Origin of the sequence: Klebsiella sp. CN_Kp106 (assembly GCF_040064575.1) — a bacterium.
Classification (GTDB): domain Bacteria; phylum Pseudomonadota; class Gammaproteobacteria; order Enterobacterales; family Enterobacteriaceae; genus Klebsiella; species Klebsiella michiganensis.
Map to the genome: position 1 here is coordinate 274,701 of NZ_JBEAIG010000070.1, position 15,342 is coordinate 290,042.

Sequence of the window (15,342 nt, forward strand, 5' to 3'; positions counted from 1 at the left end):
TTGCCGCCTATCGACTGCTGCGGTCCGGCCGCTTTACTGCTTCATTTTCGCCACCCATTCTCGCCAGCGCGCCTCCCTAAGCGCTGATCGTCAAAATTGTTAGCCAGGGAAAGAGAATCCGCTAATAAGGCCCATGCAACATAGAATTCGTGAGGCTCAAACTCATCCCCAGCAAACTGATATGAGCCAACATGATACACCTCGCCATCTTCCTCAAGCGCAATAATATGGGCAACATGCCAGCCATCACAGGGGTTCAGAAGAATGACCCTGCGCCCATCAAGTTCTTTGGTTAGCTTTTCGCTTGCTGGTCGGAAACTCAATGTTTCGGTTTTCTGCTGGGACATTTCAGGCTCCTGAAACGACAAAACCCCGCAGATGCGGGGTTTTGATGATTAAGCTGTGTGTCTAAGTGACCACTCTTAACACAATAGATGAAAAAATGCGGACCGCGATAGAGATTTTTTCTGCGTATTGAGTTAATTTTAAAATCTGTTTCCCACTATCACATCAACAGGTTGAGACTATAGTGAAAATATTTGTTAGTTGGTCAGGTAACCGTAGTAAAGCCGTGGCAGAGCTGTTTAGTGATTGGTTAAAGTGTGTTATCCAAGTTTCACAACCATGGATCTCAACTAGAGATATTGACCGTGGGGCAATCTGGTTTTCTGAAATAAATGATAAATTAAGGGACGTCTCTGTTGGTGTTGTTTTTCTAACACAAGAAAATAAAGACAAACCCTGGATTTTATTTGAAACCGGAGCATTAGCTAAAGGATTAACCTCAAATAGAGTATGTACCTTCCTTATTGATTTACAACCAGCTGATTTACAAGATCCGTTAGCACAATTTAACCACACCCTTCCAGATAAATCTGGATTATGGGAATTAACAAGAACAATAAATACTAGTCTTACAGATAACTCTCTTGATGAGAAAATACTAGAAAAAGTTTTCAATACATATTGGCCTCAGTTTGAAAATGATTTCTCACAAGCTCTTGAACATAATCCTATAGGTGAAGTCATCCCTCCCCGTTCAGAACAAGATATTCTTTCTGAAATTTTAAACAACACTAGAGCACTAACACAAAAAATAAGGAAACTTGAATATGAAGTTTATATAAAACCTAACAGCATAAATAAAACACTTACAACAATAACTAGTGAGACCATACCTCAAGATAATGAAGATATAGCAATTCGTCGTGCTGAAGTTGAACGTGATGGATTTATTTACATTAGTACAGAAAATGGAAATCTTATAAGAAGAAAAAAGAGCATTGATTCTACTGCAACCCAAACTAAAAACAAACCTTGACATCTTAATAAATCAAGCGACCTATATGGCCGCTTGATTAAATCACATCAAATATCCATGTCTAACTTAACATCTAACATAGATAAGCAACCATCTATAAAACCTTCAGCCATCTGTATCTCTATTCGAATCAACTTCTCATCTTTCTTTTGTGCCTTAGCTATTTTGCGTTTCGAGATACCGTACAGATAATGAGCAACGAGCAAACTATGTTCATATGGTTTCTTTTCGCGAAGTCTTGCCAAGCAGCCTTCAATGATCAGAGCATCATCATCGGTACAACACAAACGCGTTTTACCACCCGGCGGAAGCAATCCCTTGAACCCTGCCGCAATGTGGGAATAATCAATTCCGGAGCTGTCAGCTGCCGCCCAGCCGCCCCATAAATCTAAAACCTTTTGCATGTCACGCATTCATATTCTCCATACACTTATGCTTTTAAAATGACGCCGATACCCATAACCCGATCCAGAAAACGAGCCCACAGCTCTAACTGAGTGCCGTATTTCTGTTCGAATGCTGAGACGTCGGTATGTAATTCATCGTGATGCACTCTGCACAGCGGTATCACGAAGAGATCATGGGCCTTTGTTGCGGTACCTCCCAGACCATGCCCTATTATATGGTGTGGATCGTCAGCTGGTTGCCTACAGCAGGCACATTCCTGTGTTTTTACCCACTGGGTGTAGTGAGGGCAAATCCAGCGCCGGCGCTTCGGTCGCAACATGAATGCTTCGGGGCAATCCGGATCCACGCCCAACCGGAGAATAGGTTTCCCAGCATCCTGCTCTCCCGTCTCCAGATCCCCTGTTATGGTATGGCTTTCCCTCTTATCCAGACGTCTTTTAAGTATGTCGGCCGCGGGTATTGCCGGGATGATGTCGCTGTCCCTGTATACCGAACGGTGCGGCTCTGGAGCTATCCGCAAAGCCTTTTCAGCCATAGCCTCCGTTATCGCATCAGAAATCCCAGACTGAACAGCCCACCAGCACAACTCTGCCAGGGATAATGTCCTTTCCCGGGTGCATCCAAGCGAAAGCAGGACCATATCGATGACCCAGTCAATAATATTACGGCATGCTATTTCCTTGATCGTCGGATCCGGCTCATCTCGAAGCTTATTGTCGCAATGCCAGCATAATAAAACGGAGCCTGGATTTTTCCTTAAGATGACTGTTTCGATGTGGTGATATCCCTCGTCATGATTCTGGCATTGTCTGACACCCAGGCTAAGCCATCGCTCCAGTCCCTCAATACCTCCCGCAGCTGCGATGACACGCGGATCGGTAAAGAAAGGAACAAGGCTGCGATCTACGGATAACGGCTGGCGAGCGTCAGGTACTTTCCCCGTCGGAAAACCGGCCATGTACTCGGGCTGTGGAGTTATTAGAACGCGCCCCTGAGCAAAGAGGCTCATCAGATCCTTTCCCGGTTTAAAGAGTACTACGCCGAGGCGGGGCACAATCTCTGGTGTTAGTAATCCGCGCAAGATCACCCCCTACTGCGTGACAATGCCGAGCAGTCTCAGAAGCTCGGGAAATTTTGATTCAAAAAAATGTGGCTGAGTCTCCCGGGGATTCGCTGGGCTGGTGATATTTTTCCCGTAAAGGCAGCCTTTGGCTGTTACAGACCAGAATTTTTTTACTCCGTTTAATCCGCTTCGGCTTTGCCGTTCCTTCTGATCCACGATCCCGGCACGCGCCATTAAGTGATATGCCTGGTTTGCAGTTAGCCGTATCCCATGGGTTTTAAGCAGAGCACTAAGCGAGAGTGTTGGCCGACTGGATCCATCTATGGCGCCGGCTGGAGCATCAATCGCATAAGCAGGCATTAAATCTGGAAGCCCGGCCGCCTGTTGCAATTTCTGGTAAGCACCAAGTTTGGAAGAATTTGAGAGGTTTAATGTTCGGGATGCTGACTCCAGCAAAATGACACCAGCCTGAATACGATCGGAGGTCAGCGTTGTCATAGCATTTTGCACCGCATCAAACGTTCTGATGACTTTCAGATTGAAGGCGGCGCTAATCCACATTGCATAGGCATACACCAATTCCTTGCAGGCGTATGTCCCAGGGTTGATCCCTCCTCTCACAACATCGACAGGAGCAAACGCCATATCTGGCGTTAGCTCAGCAATCAACTGAGCTGCCATCTCGGACCGAAGCCAGCGGTTAGGATTATGACGTTCTTCTCCACCAGCTGCGCGCTGAAAGTCATTTAAACAAAATCGACCTGCCGCATCCCGGCGAACGAAAATACCTTCAATCGCCAAATGAGAGTGGTTTTTGGGCGCACCATAGCCCATAACATGGTTAGCCATACTTATCTCCATACACTTTAACGTGACGATCGGGCCTGCACGCCCGGTTCGTTTACACACCTTGAGATTAATGCCTGATTGCATAGTCTTCAACTTACCACTGAACAAACATCCAGCACTTTATTGAATGCCGTTATGGTGATCTCAACTCTCCCTCCCTTTGCATTCTCACCCCACTCGATCGTCATTCTCTTAACCTGGCTGTCATCCTCCCAGATACCGGCGTATGTAAGTGCGTCGAAAAGCGCCTTGTTGTAGTTGTCCAGATCGCGGCGGCGGTAATCAGGCGGATACAGGACAATGACTACCTCCGCTGGCGAAGCGGAGGGTTTTGGGACTGCTTTCAGCTGTTCGATAATCGCTGCTCTTACAGCATGTTTGAATTTGCGGCCAGCTTCGCTGACCAGCAATTTACCTTTTGCAGTCCCTTTATTTGGGGACCGCCAGTAGGAGTTCACGCTGGGCGGAAAAGGAAGAATAAATTTCATTCATCCTCCAGGGGAATTTTAAGTACGAAAGGGACTTCCCCACCGCAATAACATATCTGCCCCAGTTCGGACATGAGGCTCCATAGCGTCATTTTCGTAAACCCATTTTCATCCTTTGACGGTGGTTCAAACTCACCAAAAATGGAGGGGTGGCGAATACGGTTTTCTTCATGCTGACGCTCCAAAAACACAAGGGCGACATCACTAAGTTTGACTTTAACGAGGGTATTAAAATTTATGACAAGTTCCCTCTGAGGGGGAAAATTAACGATGCTTATACCGCGGGAAACCCCACGGGTGATTTTGATCGCGCCCTTCTTCTCCAGCGCTTTGAGATGACTTGCCGCAGCATTGGGGGACCGGCACCCCAACATGCCGGTCAGTTCATAGGTGGTTGGCGGGAATCCATGGGCGCGCTGGTACTCAATGAGCAGGTTAAGAACTTCCTGCTGCCTGATAGTTAACTTCATCATGCCGCAAACTCCTCTCTGTTTACGCACAATTCCGGAAGGTTTGCCCTCACCAGTGCCTCAGCAAAAGGCGGAGGCACCGCATTACCACAACGCGCAACCTGCTTATCCTTCGCATACTTCACACCGCGGTAATCCTGGTCGATGATGTACCACTCAGGGAAGCCCTGCGCGCGGTAGAGCTCATGTGGCTGCAGCATGCGCATGCCGATGTCGACAATGCGGTAAGTCACTCCGCCGATATCCACCAGCCCGGTGCTAACCTCCCCGCAGTATTGCTGCAGGAACGCCAGCACCTGCTGTGCGCGTTCTTCGTCATAGTCCTCGATCGCCAGAGTCGTTTTAACCTCCCCTACGTGCTGGCAGCCGGCAGTGATAGTCGGCATCGGCTCGTCAGTAGACTGGCCGTCACGGCAAGTACCGCGCAGTTTAACCAGATGAGAAGCGACTAAGGCGTGGTGATCGACAGTCGTTACTGAATGCGCTGGCTTATCCAGCCCCACTCCGGCACCCTGATAATTTCCTCCGTAGTGTTTTGCCAGGAATGCACCAACTAAAGCATGTTTCCCGCCACCAGCAACAACGGTTCCCAGCGGCTTATCCAGTCCTGGCACGCGAGGTGCCTGGCCGGGCCGTTCTCCGTATCCCATTTGAATGAGCGTTGGCACAACCAGCTGCGATTTACCGCCGCCGCCCGCGGTGATTGTTGCGCTTGGTTCGTCGGCACGGTGGCCGACGCTGGCACCGAATTGCCGGGCGATAACTGGAGCGACGACGCAGGCTCGTGACTCTTTCAGGATGGTGTGAGCAGGTTTATCAAGCGGCCGTGGTTTCGCCTGGTACTCACTGCCACCGTTGCCTGCGAGGAACGGGACAAGGCCCGCCTCAACAATCCCCAGCGCATGACCATTCCCGCCCGGGCGCCTGGACGTGCCAGCGGTCACTGTAGGTACCGGATCGGTAACTGGCTGCCCGGTGGCGCCGGTGCGGAATTTTGTCAGATGAGGTACCGCGATTGCGTAGCCGTGGGTTTTTGTAATCGTCTGCAGCGGATCGTCCAGTGCCTGCCCCCGGAAACAGTCATATTTCCCGCGTGTCGTTGTGTGATTGCACTTCACGATGAACGGCGAAGCGCTTTCGATAACAAAGCGCTGAATGCCGCGGGCAATACGTTTGAGCGTATTCTCTGCCAGAGATTTTTTGCGATCGAAGATGCTCGGCGCGGGGATAGACCAGTCAATGCATTCTGCAGCTGTGCGCCATGGAGCCAATTTGCCGGCCAGCACCGCCGGTGATTTCGGATCCCCGTGGGTTGCTTCCGGCCAGACTATTGGTTGCCCGTCCCGGCGCATCACCATGAAGAACCGCTTACGAATAGTTGGTGCACCATAGTCGCAGGCACGTAGCTCGCGATAATCGACGTCATAGCCCAGCCCGGTAATCAAGCGCCTCGCCTGTTCGCTATCCGGCGATAACTCCAAAAATTCGCAGCATTCCAACAACGCAGGGTGATCTGCTGGAACTCCGGATGTCAGCATGCCGACGAATGCCAGGAACGTTTCGCCAACGCGGTCCGGATCCGGACGCATTTCCGCCGCCAACAGCGGCCCCCAAGTTTTAAACTCTTCCACGTTCTCAAGCATCATTACCCGCGGGCCAACATCCATCGCCCAACGGATAACGATCCACGCCAGCCCACGAATCGCTTTTTCAACTGGTTTAGCTCCTTTCGCTTTGGAAAAGTGGCGACAGTCTGGAGAAAACCAGATCAGGCCAACAGGCTTACCGCTTGTTGCTGCGACAGGAGAAACATCGAACACGCTTTCGCAGTAGTGCAAGGTATCCGGATGATTGGTACGGTGCATGGCAACAGCATTTTCGTCATGGTTAATGGCTATATCGACACTACGCCCAATAGCCATCTCAATCCCGGTAGAGGCGCCGCCGCCTCCGGCAAAGTTATCAACGATAATTTCACGCATGGCTAACCCCCTGCATGCTGCTGACCAGCCCGCTGGCAATAGTTATGATTTCGGAACTGGGCGTACGCTCAAGCCACAGCTGATTGATGTGTGCTTTCAGCTTATTTTGCTGAGACTCGTTTAGATCGTTCACCCCTTCGACTCGCTCAAACACCAGGCCTACTTCCAGTGGCCATATCCGGCTTTCGTGTAAGGCCTGTTTGGCAACTGAGAGAGCTTCCCGAACATGAGTGCGGATCAGTCTGCTGTTGAACCAGCTCGCTTTATCCAGGCTGCCGACAATATCGATGAACTCAGTTACCGAGCATGTGTCGACAAACTCTGCATACACCGAATTCATACGTTCTATGGTTTCTTCACGTGCAATTGTGGATCCGAGATTAATACCGTTTAGCCAGCCCACCAGCGCTTGTTTCGCAGTTTGTTTGATGATCAGGGATTGAGCTGTGGCGATCACTTCGGAGTTAACCGGCGTAAACTCCGGTTTATCCACTGAATCAGCCGCCCAGGTATGACCGAATTTCGACTCGGCGAAGGTGTACTCGGCTTTATCGCCAAAAGCAGCAACCACGCATGCCCAGGATCGTATGCCGCTTTTCGCAAGGATTTCGTTCTGAAGGAGCGGTATTTCAGTTTCGGCTTGCTCTGTCTGGGGCAGTTCCATTACTGGAGCTGTTGCCTGTTTACCCACGGCGTACTGGGCCAGGGCCATACTCGCGCGCCCCTTCGCTTCAAGAGCCACACGATCGATATAGCTAAAGCGTTCACCTCGCCAGGACTTATCAAATACAACAATCGCCCCGGCAAAGAAGGCGCTGGTCGGCTTCTGCTTATCGTCCGCCGGCTTAAACCAGGTAGGCAGATCGAAACCGATGCGACCGCGAATAAAACAGACATGATCCGCATCTTCTGGCCACCATGTCTCACTCGTCGCTGACTTCACCAGAAAGACATAACGACCACCCTTTTCACGCTGAGCGGATGCATAACTCATGATGTGGGTCATGCCTGTGATCGCCTGCTTTTCGTGATACTGAGAACGGCTATACGGCGGATTTCCAAATGCCGCGCCGCCGAGTTCTATCAGTCGCCCCGCCCAGTCCTGCGTCAGGGCATTGTCTTCTGCTGAGTACCACGCAGGGCATTTTGCGTTGCTTTCGTCTGCAAAGAGGTCCAGCACCAGCGGGCCATACATAGTGTTAACCCCCCAGAACAACAGATCGGGCGTTCTCCACTGGTCGCCCACCTCCTTGAGATAGTGGGCAGGTGCAGCACGTAATGCATCCAGAGCATCACAGTATTGGCTTCTGGTGATAGGGAGTTCGGCCTCATCCACCAGCATTTCCCCTTCACTGGTCGCGTTCAGTCGATGCACAGATCACCTCCGCAGTAATTCCCGGCTAACAGACACTCAGTGTGTGATTTCCCCATGCGTGCTTTCCGGAGGCAGGCATTTTTCTGACGAATGTAATACTCAAGAGTTTTCTGGCTGCAGCTTGAGGTACTGAGCTGGTGCCACACAGTAGCGGCCCGGCGATACAGGCTGCGCTCTTCGAGTTTTTTAGCGGCTTTTTCCTGTTCCAGGTTGCCTCTGGACTTAAAGTCGTCCTGTACATCGCAGCAGGATGCATCATTGATGACTCGATAAATAAAACCGCATGAGGTTGCTTTGGTTTCCAGGCGCCCTTCTGTGTACAGGCGATATACAGCACTTTTCACAGAAACAGGTTTGCAATCAGGAAAGGCGGCAATGATATCGCGCATTTTCTGATCTGGGTTTTTAGCAATGAATTCAAAGGCCATTTGAGTAATGTTCATCCACGAAACCCCTTCGGTATGGTCGTTTGCACTGCACCAATTTGGTTGATATCCCGCGGCTTACTTCTGTCCCAGCATTCCCGTGGAGGTCGCCCTTTGGCATCCCAGCGGATAGCGCTCTGCAGATAGCCCTCGAATTTTTTAGGCCCAAAAAGTGTCTCGGGGCGCATGTACTGGTATTGCTCGTCGTTGCCATGCCAGTGCTCATGCTTAACGTCGATAACGAGTTTCAGATCTGGAACGGTATGCCCCTCACGTAGACGTGCCCGAATGTTTTCGAGGGAAGTTTTTGACTTCTGAAACCGGGAGCCACTGACCTGATTCAGATGCGTCAGAACTTCGATCGCATGGTTAGTGATCACCACTTCAGGATCCGGCTTATCGTCGGGTTCCGCAGGAGCCCGACAAGAAGGTTTTTTAGATGACGGATCTAATGACGGATCTAATGACGGATCGCCTTCAACCATTGAGGGGTCCCCCCGCAATATTTGAGGGGATGCAGACCCATTATTTGAGGCATCAGAATTTGACCCCTCAAATTTTGAACCCTCAATTTCTGAGGCATCAAATTTTGATTGTTCACGCGAGGTTGCGTAGAAGAGTTTTGCTTCAGCTGCTGCACGTTCAAGCATATCGACGTTGAGTTTGTAGACGTTCGAATTGTTCTTTCCGCCTACGCGACGCTCCTGCTTCTTCAGCCACCCTTTCGCCTGAAGTTTTTTAATGGCGCTTCGAACAGTGTTCTCGCTCTTTGCCCCGATCTGTCGCTGAATAGTTGTCACCGCAGGCCACGATATTCCTTCATCGTTACTGAAGTCAGCCAGGCGGGCCATGACCGCTATTTCAGATATGATCAGGCCTTTGAAAGCACAGGCTTCCCATACCAGACCGTGTAATTTACTGCTCATGGCTACCCTCTACTTCCCTGAATTTTCGTTGAAACTGATCGAGTGGGCTAAAACACTCGTGCGGATAGCCTTCCCTGAGGTAAATGACACGATTCGTCTCACGTTCCCAGCGTATGACTCTGACGGGCTTGCCATAGTGGTCTCTGAACTTTCGGTTAACTTCGCGCACAACGCTTTTACCCTCCGGTTAAAGACCCCCACAATTGCCGTTGCCCGGCTGTGGTTACATGAAACCCATTTTCCGCATACCATGCGTTCATACCGAAACAGCGCATCGCCCGTCACCGGACGCATACGTAGTTGCGGTAACCTGAGATTTACGATTAAATTGCTCATGCGGATTATTTCTCCATACACGTTGATTTATCTGCCACGACGCCCGGAGCTGCACACTCGCGGGCGTCACTCTTTTCTGGCTGACAAAAGACACGGAAAAGTAACGTTAAATGCTCCTGCCATTTCGCCATGACCTGGTAACTGTTCTCCTCAATCTGCTCGCGTTCGGCCTGGTCAATAACACCGTCCGCAGTTGCTTTACGTAGATACTGCGAGTGTTTTCCTATCCACTCGATCGACTCCATCAGGCGCTGGTTAATATCGGCGTTGTCAACTTCCTCGATATCGGCCAGTGGCACGAATACCCCGTTCGAATGACGTGCTATCGCATTGGCAATGTGGTTTGATCCACCAGCTCGCTGCAGAACCATTGCCCAGCCGAGAGGGAAAATCTGATCACCATCGGCACGTAAACGGTTAAACAATGCATTTTCAGTAACGCCCAGCCATTCCGCTGCTTCCACGTAACCACCGTCCAAATCAGTGATCGTTTTTTTTATAGCGGCCACCAGCCATGCCGGCTGCTTATCCACTTTCCATTCAGGTTCATTCATTGGTAATACCTCTGTTGGTGCCGAATGCTCCTTCGGATATTCTGGGTTTTCCACACCTAAGGACCGAAGGAGGTTCTGTATGGCAATTGATTACGCTAAGATCTTCATCTCTCATGTTCGTAATGTTTCCAAAGCCAATAAGTGGTTAACAGAAGGTGAAGCAGTCCCTACCTATCGGTCCTGGATCCGTGCTGAGCAGTTGCTGCGCCTTGACGTTGTTCTGATTAAGCACAGAGAGCGCTATTCCGCTCCTTGGGAGCCTCTTTTCGGACAGAATGGAATTACTCATCTTCTTGCGACCCGTTACGGCTGGTCACCTGAGCAAGTGAGGATGCTTTCTTTCGCTGATGTTCTTCTTTCGCTTCAGCAAGATCTGGCAGAAGTGGATATCCCACCGGAAGTACTGGCACTTCCTGAATACGTTCGCCAGTCTGACGAATTCGAAATTCTCTCCCGAGGTCAATATCGAACTGAATTGCCACCTTGTCAGGAGCATGAATGGGATCATACGATTGCAGAGAGAGACCAAGGCCAGCGTAAGCCACAATAAGTGCTTCAGCAGCTTCCAGCTCGGTGACTGTACTACGATGTTCTTCCAGTTTTTCCTGCTGGTATACGCGGTACAAAATGGCATTGGCTTTTCCAATGAGCCAGTTGGCTAGATCACGCCCTTCCAGCCCGCCGGCCCAAACGTGCGGGCTATCTTTGAACACCTTCAGCGTTACTTCGTCATTGCTATGATTTTTGTCTGTTACATTGCCCACGGCTTACCCCTTATCTCTGTGGTTTTACTTAACCGGCTGAATCTGTAAATTTTTGGAATACATCAGGACGCAGTCTTTCTTTTGGGATACCAGTAACGCTCTCAATGTGCTGAGATTGCTTAATGGGCGGTCTTTTTTCTCTGTTGAGCCAGTTCCATACCTGTTGTTGTTTAACTTCCTTCCCAGAGCTTGCTGTAAGCTTCCGGGCCAACTCAGACTGGCCACCAGCAGTTTCAATTGCCTCTGAGAGGGCTAACTGCTCAGGCGTCATAGTTTGTCTCCTGTGGTTTGAGGTAAAAGTTGTTGTGAGTGTTGATTATACAACCTTAACAACTTTTATCACAACTTATAGGTGTTGGAAAGCTAAAACATAAAGTTGTAATCTCACCTACAACAGGGGGATAAAGTTGTGAATACACTTGCTGAAAGACTAAAAATAGCCAGAGAGAAGAAGGGAATGAGCCAAGCTCAGTTAGCTGACCTAATCGGCCTTTCACAACAATCTGTGGCTAAAATTGAAAATGGCGATACGCTTCAACCAAGAAAGATCAAAGAGATAGCGAAGGCTCTAGATGTGTCTCAAAAATGGCTACAACTCGGAATTGAGGAAAATGGTTCTATTTCTGATTTTATAGTTGAGGAGCTTGAAGAAGCCAAACTTGATCCAGAAGTGTTTGCCAATATCCCAATACTCGACATTGAGCTTTCTGCTGGCAATGGATGTGAGGCCGAAATTGTGGAATCAATTGTCGATTCTTTCCCTCTTCGTCGTTTCGATCTTAGAAAGGCTGGTGTAAGTCCTGCTAACGCAAGAATAGTAAAAATATGGGGCAACAGCCTTTTACCGGTGTTGAATAATGGTGATCATGTAGCAATTGACATATCACAGTCGAAACCGATCAGAGATGGCGATTTATACGCTGTTAGAGATGGGGTTTTACTTCGGGTTAAAGTACTAATTAGCCAACCCGATGGAGGCTTAATACTGAGAAGTTTTAACAAAGAAGAGTACCCGGATGAAGTACTCAACTTTGATGAAAGAAGAGCCAGAATCCACGTTATTGGCCGCGTATTCTGGTCTTCTCGATCATGGTAGTGCATCGAAAAGCATTTCTTCTGAAATGATCTTCAACTTAGCTCCCTCATTATCTCTATACGAAACTGCTTTTTCAATTTTCCTTCCGTGACTGGAGAATTTCCAGTCTCGTGAGGAAAGTGTACCAATTACAAGAAAATCAATTTTCTTTGTGATACCGCTGGCAATTAGGCCATTATTTCTTTTAATTAAGTCTTCAACATGGGCTCTCTTGCCTGCCAAAAAGATGCCCGTTAAGCAAAAAATCTTATTTTCAACAGATACTTCAGCTGCATTGTCTAATGGTAATTTAGTGGCAAGACCATCTACGACGCCGCTTGTAAGGTCGCAACCGGTAAAATCCACCAGAGCCTTGTGTAGATTTTCACTTTCTTCGGCTGTGATTATCCCATCACTCAGGATCTCTTTTACTAAAGCGTATAATTCCTTTCCCGGGTAATTACTTTTTAACGCCCCGTTCTGCGTTAACCACCAGTCAAGGTATCTCACCTCTTCTTCACTTAATGTTCGATCTGAGATTAAGCCTTTGCAAAGACCATTCAATAGATGCAGATCTGACTCATTGGAGAATAAATCCACATCGGGTATATCAAGTATTTGTTTTTGTATATCATTAAGATGTTTCTTTAACTCACTGCGCTCATCATCAGAAACAACCCCATCGGCCAGTATTTTAGATACCCTTGTGCTTAGACTTTTGATCATACCATTTCTAATGGTCTGGTTGGCTTCAAGTAGCCAAGTATCGAGATATAGCACTTCTTCATCCCGTACGTATCCATCTGCAAGAATCCCATCTATGATGCTGATTAGATTGGCAAAAATCTTATTTCTATTGTGTGTGTAGTTAAATACATAGAGCTTATCTTCCATACAGCCTCCTTTTTTTGAACATCTTTGCATTCGGTCGTATCACAATCAAACCACATAAAGTTGTTGACACGGTCCATATCCACAACTAAATTACACCTTAAAGTTGTTGATTTGATATACAGCATTACAACTTGCTAAAAGAAAGTAGGTGTCTTCGGGAGGGGGTGCGGAGCTGGATTGACCACCAGCTACAGAAACTCACCAGACATACAGTAGCCGTTTAACCCATGGCGTCGGGGATCCAGTAAACCTGGATTAATACTGTAGGGGTTGTGCCGGTTGGTCGCCGGCGCCCCGCCCGAAGACACCTGAGTTAACACAACATGAAAGCGCATTCCATCTTCCATCGGTCGTGGGGATCGGTTTGTAACTGAAGGAGTGCGCTTCCAGTTGTGAACGGCAATTTTCGCAACCGCTGTATGGCACATGCAGCGTTAGCCGCCAGAGAGTTACCTTTATCCATGCGCTCTCAGGAATTCCGGAAGAATGTGCAAGCTAAGTGTTTCAGGCACGACGTGCGCCCCACCAGCGCGGCGAAAAGGTGTGACGCCCGGGAAGAACCCGGGACACAACAGGAAAGAGCACTGAAGATGCCAGGAAACGCCCTACCGCCAGGCATACAGACGGATTATCCCGTAAGGGGTGGCGGCAGTGCTCTTACCGTTGTGGATGTAGCTCAATTGGTTAGAGCGCCTCCAGATGGAGGAGTTGAGCGCTGCGCAAGGATCATAACCTAGCGTATCTCATGCGGCTGGCCAGACGTTATCCGGGTTCGAGTCCCGGCGCCACAACCCCATCACGTAGCCAGCGTGGTAACCCGTAGTACCTGTAACGAAAGCTGTGTGAAGTTTTGGCGGTGCCAGTTTCCCTTTGTTTCTGGTACCGCCCTTTTTACACAAGACACAAGAGCATCACCGGGCGACGGGCTCATAACCCAATCCACCCGGGCGGCTGTCAACCGCAGATGCTCTTCTGTGTTGTGTATGGAGAAACCGTCGGCGGTGGCAGCCGCCCTAACAAAGAGGTAGTGCTATGAGCAATGATCGCATGACCAATGTTCCAGATTTCCTGGGCGAATTGGATGCTGGCGTGTTCATCAACAAGATCGCCGGGGCGCTCAATACCGCCGCACTGGGCGTTTTGAACAATGGCAGCAAAGGCAAAGTAGTACTGACTTTCGACATCGATCGCATGGGCAATTCGATCGAAGAAAAGCGAGTCATGATCAAACACAAGCTGCAGTACATCACCCCTACCCCTCGCGGGAAAGTTTCTGAAGAAGACACGACAGAAACGCCGATGTTTGTTAACCGCGGCGGCAAGCTGACCATCCTGCAGGAAGACCAGGGCAACCTGTTTACTCTGGGCGGGGAGCCGGATGCAAAGCTACGGACGGCGCCATAGGCCGTGACTGATGCGTTTTTAGTTTAACTACATTTTTCTTTAAGGAAATTTTATGTCTCAACAATTAGATGGCAGCGCAATTAAGCAAGTTCAGGACCTGGTGCTTTCCGGTTACTACATGGAAGATATCCAGCGACTGGCATGCCCAACAGCTGTCCTCCCAGCTGGCACGGGTATCGAAAGCCTCGAACGCTTCTCCTCGGAGCGCTTTCGTTTCCGTGGTGCGATGGAAACCACAAGCATCGACGACTTTGTGCGTTATTCCTCAGGCTACGCCAAAGAAGACGAAAAAGCCCGTTGCTTTATTGATGCCGATAACATGCTGGCGCGTTCTATCTTCAACATCGGTACGCTGGATAATCCCGGGCACGCTGATAACGTCGCCTCGATCAAGCTGAAGAAAACAGCCCCATTCCGCGCGCTGCTGTCGATCAACGGGGATCACCTTAACCAGAAGCAAATCGCCGAATGGCTGGAAGACTGGAGTGATTACCTGATTGCATTCGATGCCGACGGTAACACGATGAAAATCGCCCAGGCCGCGCAGGCAGTTCGCCGCGTCACCATCCAGCAAACTAATGCCTCCGATCATGAAGATGGTGATTTCAGTGGCAAAAAGTCGCTGATGCAGAGTATCGAAGCCAGCAGTAAAGACGTGATGCCGGTGGCGTTCGAGTTCAAATGTGTGCCGTATGAAGGACTCGGAGAACGTGCATTCAGCCTGCGCAACAGCCTGCTGAAAAGTAATGATCCGGTATTCGTCCTGCGTATCGTCCAGTTGGAAGCCCAGGAAGAAGCGATCGCCAATGAGTTCCGCGACCTGTTGATCGGTAAGTTCGACGGTAAGCCCGTGGAAACCTTTATCGGTAATTTTAAAGCCTAATTACTCAGCCTTAAATCTCCGCTGATGCGGGGATTTATTGAAGCGTAATCCTTTTATTTATCGCCTTCTGGCGAGGGATTTCTACACCCAAATAACAGCGCTGTGCAGGCGTAACGTATGGAGAA

Annotated in this window: 19 protein-coding genes and 1 tRNA gene; 5 read left to right on the plus strand and 15 right to left on the minus strand. The window is 49.3% G+C overall.

The window, feature by feature from the left end; translation table 11 throughout:
- Positions 1–41: 41 nt before the first annotated feature.
- Entirely contained in the window at positions 42–347 is a 306-nt protein-coding gene (locus ABLU96_RS26035; protein WP_225208026.1) for a hypothetical protein, read from the minus strand.
- 182 nt (positions 348–529) lie between these two features.
- Here ABLU96_RS26035 and ABLU96_RS26040 point away from each other — a divergent pair, with 182 nt between their 5' ends.
- The gene (locus tag ABLU96_RS26040; protein ID WP_136085596.1) at positions 530–1,321 is read left to right on the plus strand and encodes a toll/interleukin-1 receptor domain-containing protein; all 792 of its coding nucleotides are present in this window, start codon (positions 530–532) and stop codon (positions 1,319–1,321) included.
- 47 nt (positions 1,322–1,368) lie between these two features.
- On the opposite strand, the gene ABLU96_RS26045 is transcribed toward ABLU96_RS26040, so the two are convergent.
- The 13 genes from ABLU96_RS26045 to ABLU96_RS26105 all read right to left on the minus strand — a co-directional run bounded on the left by ABLU96_RS26045 (position 1,369) and on the right by ABLU96_RS26105 (position 11,232).
- Positions 1,369–1,734 (minus strand): antiterminator Q family protein, encoded by a 366-nt coding sequence (locus ABLU96_RS26045; RefSeq protein ID WP_136085595.1) that lies wholly within the window; start codon positions 1,732–1,734, stop codon positions 1,369–1,371.
- 17 nt (positions 1,735–1,751) lie between these two features.
- A complete protein-coding gene (locus tag ABLU96_RS26050; RefSeq protein ID WP_168432420.1) occupies positions 1,752–2,810 on the minus strand; it encodes a DUF968 domain-containing protein in 1,059 nt (352 codons plus the stop codon).
- A 9-nt stretch (positions 2,811–2,819) separates the two neighbouring features.
- Entirely contained in the window at positions 2,820–3,641 is an 822-nt protein-coding gene (locus tag ABLU96_RS26055; protein ID WP_082227879.1) for a KilA-N domain-containing protein, read from the minus strand.
- 89 nt (positions 3,642–3,730) lie between these two features.
- On the minus strand, positions 3,731–4,129 hold the full coding sequence (locus ABLU96_RS26060) for a RusA family crossover junction endodeoxyribonuclease (RefSeq protein WP_136085593.1): 399 nt from the start codon (positions 4,127–4,129) through the stop codon (positions 3,731–3,733).
- A complete protein-coding gene (locus ABLU96_RS26065; protein ID WP_136085592.1) occupies positions 4,126–4,602 on the minus strand; it encodes an SOS-response repressor and protease LexA in 477 nt (158 codons plus the stop codon). The genes ABLU96_RS26060 and ABLU96_RS26065 overlap by 4 nt, the downstream gene beginning before the upstream one ends.
- Entirely contained in the window at positions 4,599–6,581 is a 1,983-nt protein-coding gene (locus ABLU96_RS26070) for a DNA cytosine methyltransferase (protein WP_348862938.1), read from the minus strand. Before ABLU96_RS26070 ends, ABLU96_RS26065 begins: the two co-directional genes overlap by 4 nt.
- Entirely contained in the window at positions 6,574–7,956 is a 1,383-nt protein-coding gene (locus tag ABLU96_RS26075) for a phage N-6-adenine-methyltransferase (RefSeq protein ID WP_064735406.1), read from the minus strand. Before ABLU96_RS26075 ends, ABLU96_RS26070 begins: the two co-directional genes overlap by 8 nt.
- Positions 7,944–8,399 carry a PerC family transcriptional regulator gene (locus tag ABLU96_RS26080; RefSeq protein ID WP_042920228.1) on the minus strand — a complete coding sequence of 152 codons (456 nt, stop codon included), beginning with the start codon at positions 8,397–8,399 and terminating at the stop codon, positions 7,944–7,946. The genes ABLU96_RS26075 and ABLU96_RS26080 overlap by 13 nt, the downstream gene beginning before the upstream one ends.
- On the minus strand, positions 8,396–9,307 hold the full coding sequence (locus tag ABLU96_RS26085) for a conserved phage C-terminal domain-containing protein (RefSeq protein WP_038808207.1): 912 nt from the start codon (positions 9,305–9,307) through the stop codon (positions 8,396–8,398). The genes ABLU96_RS26080 and ABLU96_RS26085 overlap by 4 nt, the downstream gene beginning before the upstream one ends.
- On the minus strand, positions 9,297–9,476 hold the full coding sequence (locus ABLU96_RS26090) for a DUF4222 domain-containing protein (RefSeq protein ID WP_023322342.1): 180 nt from the start codon (positions 9,474–9,476) through the stop codon (positions 9,297–9,299). The genes ABLU96_RS26085 and ABLU96_RS26090 overlap by 11 nt, the downstream gene beginning before the upstream one ends.
- Before the next feature lie 172 nt (positions 9,477–9,648).
- Positions 9,649–10,197, minus strand: a complete 549-nt coding sequence (locus ABLU96_RS26095; protein WP_038808209.1) for a YmfL family putative regulatory protein — start codon at positions 10,195–10,197, stop codon at positions 9,649–9,651.
- 281 nt (positions 10,198–10,478) lie between these two features.
- Positions 10,479–10,961, minus strand: coding sequence for a hypothetical protein (locus tag ABLU96_RS26100; RefSeq protein ID WP_048268048.1), 483 nt, complete (start codon positions 10,959–10,961; stop codon positions 10,479–10,481).
- A gap of 28 nt (positions 10,962–10,989) precedes the next feature.
- Positions 10,990–11,232, minus strand: coding sequence for a YdaS family helix-turn-helix protein (locus ABLU96_RS26105; protein WP_023322340.1), 243 nt, complete (start codon positions 11,230–11,232; stop codon positions 10,990–10,992).
- A 138-nt stretch (positions 11,233–11,370) separates the two neighbouring features.
- Here ABLU96_RS26105 and ABLU96_RS26110 point away from each other — a divergent pair, with 138 nt between their 5' ends.
- The gene (locus ABLU96_RS26110; RefSeq protein WP_032738835.1) at positions 11,371–12,057 is read left to right on the plus strand and encodes a helix-turn-helix transcriptional regulator; all 687 of its coding nucleotides are present in this window, start codon (positions 11,371–11,373) and stop codon (positions 12,055–12,057) included.
- On the opposite strand, the gene ABLU96_RS26115 is transcribed toward ABLU96_RS26110, so the two are convergent.
- Positions 12,049–12,930, minus strand: coding sequence for a BRCT domain-containing protein (locus ABLU96_RS26115; RefSeq protein WP_094285074.1), 882 nt, complete (start codon positions 12,928–12,930; stop codon positions 12,049–12,051). The genes ABLU96_RS26110 and ABLU96_RS26115 overlap by 9 nt on opposite strands.
- Positions 12,931–13,592: 662 nt before the next feature.
- On the opposite strand from ABLU96_RS26115, the gene ABLU96_RS26120 reads away from it, so the two are divergent.
- The 3 genes from ABLU96_RS26120 (at position 13,593) to ABLU96_RS26130 (ending at position 15,217) form a co-directional block, all read left to right on the plus strand.
- Positions 13,593–13,726: transfer RNA gene (locus ABLU96_RS26120), tRNA-His, on the plus strand.
- A gap of 236 nt (positions 13,727–13,962) precedes the next feature.
- Positions 13,963–14,334, plus strand: a complete 372-nt coding sequence (locus ABLU96_RS26125) for a hypothetical protein (protein WP_048999619.1) — start codon at positions 13,963–13,965, stop codon at positions 14,332–14,334.
- A 52-nt stretch (positions 14,335–14,386) separates the two neighbouring features.
- A complete protein-coding gene (locus ABLU96_RS26130; protein WP_064181949.1) occupies positions 14,387–15,217 on the plus strand; it encodes a DUF2303 family protein in 831 nt (276 codons plus the stop codon).
- Positions 15,218–15,342: the final 125 nt, after the last annotated feature.

What these genes read in the sequence shown, in the direction of transcription:
- ABLU96_RS26035 (WP_225208026.1), bottom strand. Translation starts at nt 347, where the DNA reads ATGTCCCAGCAGAAAACCGAAACATTGAGTTTCCGACCAGCAAGCGAA.
- ABLU96_RS26045 (WP_136085595.1), bottom strand. Translation starts at nt 1,734, where the DNA reads ATGCGTGACATGCAAAAGGTTTTAGATTTATGGGGCGGCTGGGCGGCA.
- ABLU96_RS26055 (WP_082227879.1), bottom strand. Translation starts at nt 3,641, where the DNA reads ATGGCTAACCATGTTATGGGCTATGGTGCGCCCAAAAACCACTCTCAT.
- ABLU96_RS26060 (WP_136085593.1), bottom strand. Translation starts at nt 4,129, where the DNA reads ATGAAATTTATTCTTCCTTTTCCGCCCAGCGTGAACTCCTACTGGCGG.
- ABLU96_RS26065 (WP_136085592.1), bottom strand. Translation starts at nt 4,602, where the DNA reads ATGATGAAGTTAACTATCAGGCAGCAGGAAGTTCTTAACCTGCTCATT.
- ABLU96_RS26070 (WP_348862938.1), bottom strand. Translation starts at nt 6,581, where the DNA reads ATGCGTGAAATTATCGTTGATAACTTTGCCGGAGGCGGCGGCGCCTCT.
- ABLU96_RS26080 (WP_042920228.1), bottom strand. Translation starts at nt 8,399, where the DNA reads ATGAACATTACTCAAATGGCCTTTGAATTCATTGCTAAAAACCCAGAT.
- ABLU96_RS26085 (WP_038808207.1), bottom strand. Translation starts at nt 9,307, where the DNA reads ATGAGCAGTAAATTACACGGTCTGGTATGGGAAGCCTGTGCTTTCAAA.
- ABLU96_RS26095 (WP_038808209.1), bottom strand. Translation starts at nt 10,197, where the DNA reads ATGAATGAACCTGAATGGAAAGTGGATAAGCAGCCGGCATGGCTGGTG.
- ABLU96_RS26105 (WP_023322340.1), bottom strand. Translation starts at nt 11,232, where the DNA reads ATGACGCCTGAGCAGTTAGCCCTCTCAGAGGCAATTGAAACTGCTGGT.
- ABLU96_RS26115 (WP_094285074.1), bottom strand. Translation starts at nt 12,930, where the DNA reads ATGGAAGATAAGCTCTATGTATTTAACTACACACACAATAGAAATAAG.
- ABLU96_RS26125 (WP_048999619.1), top strand. Translation starts at nt 13,963, where the DNA reads ATGAGCAATGATCGCATGACCAATGTTCCAGATTTCCTGGGCGAATTG.
- ABLU96_RS26130 (WP_064181949.1), top strand. Translation starts at nt 14,387, where the DNA reads ATGTCTCAACAATTAGATGGCAGCGCAATTAAGCAAGTTCAGGACCTG.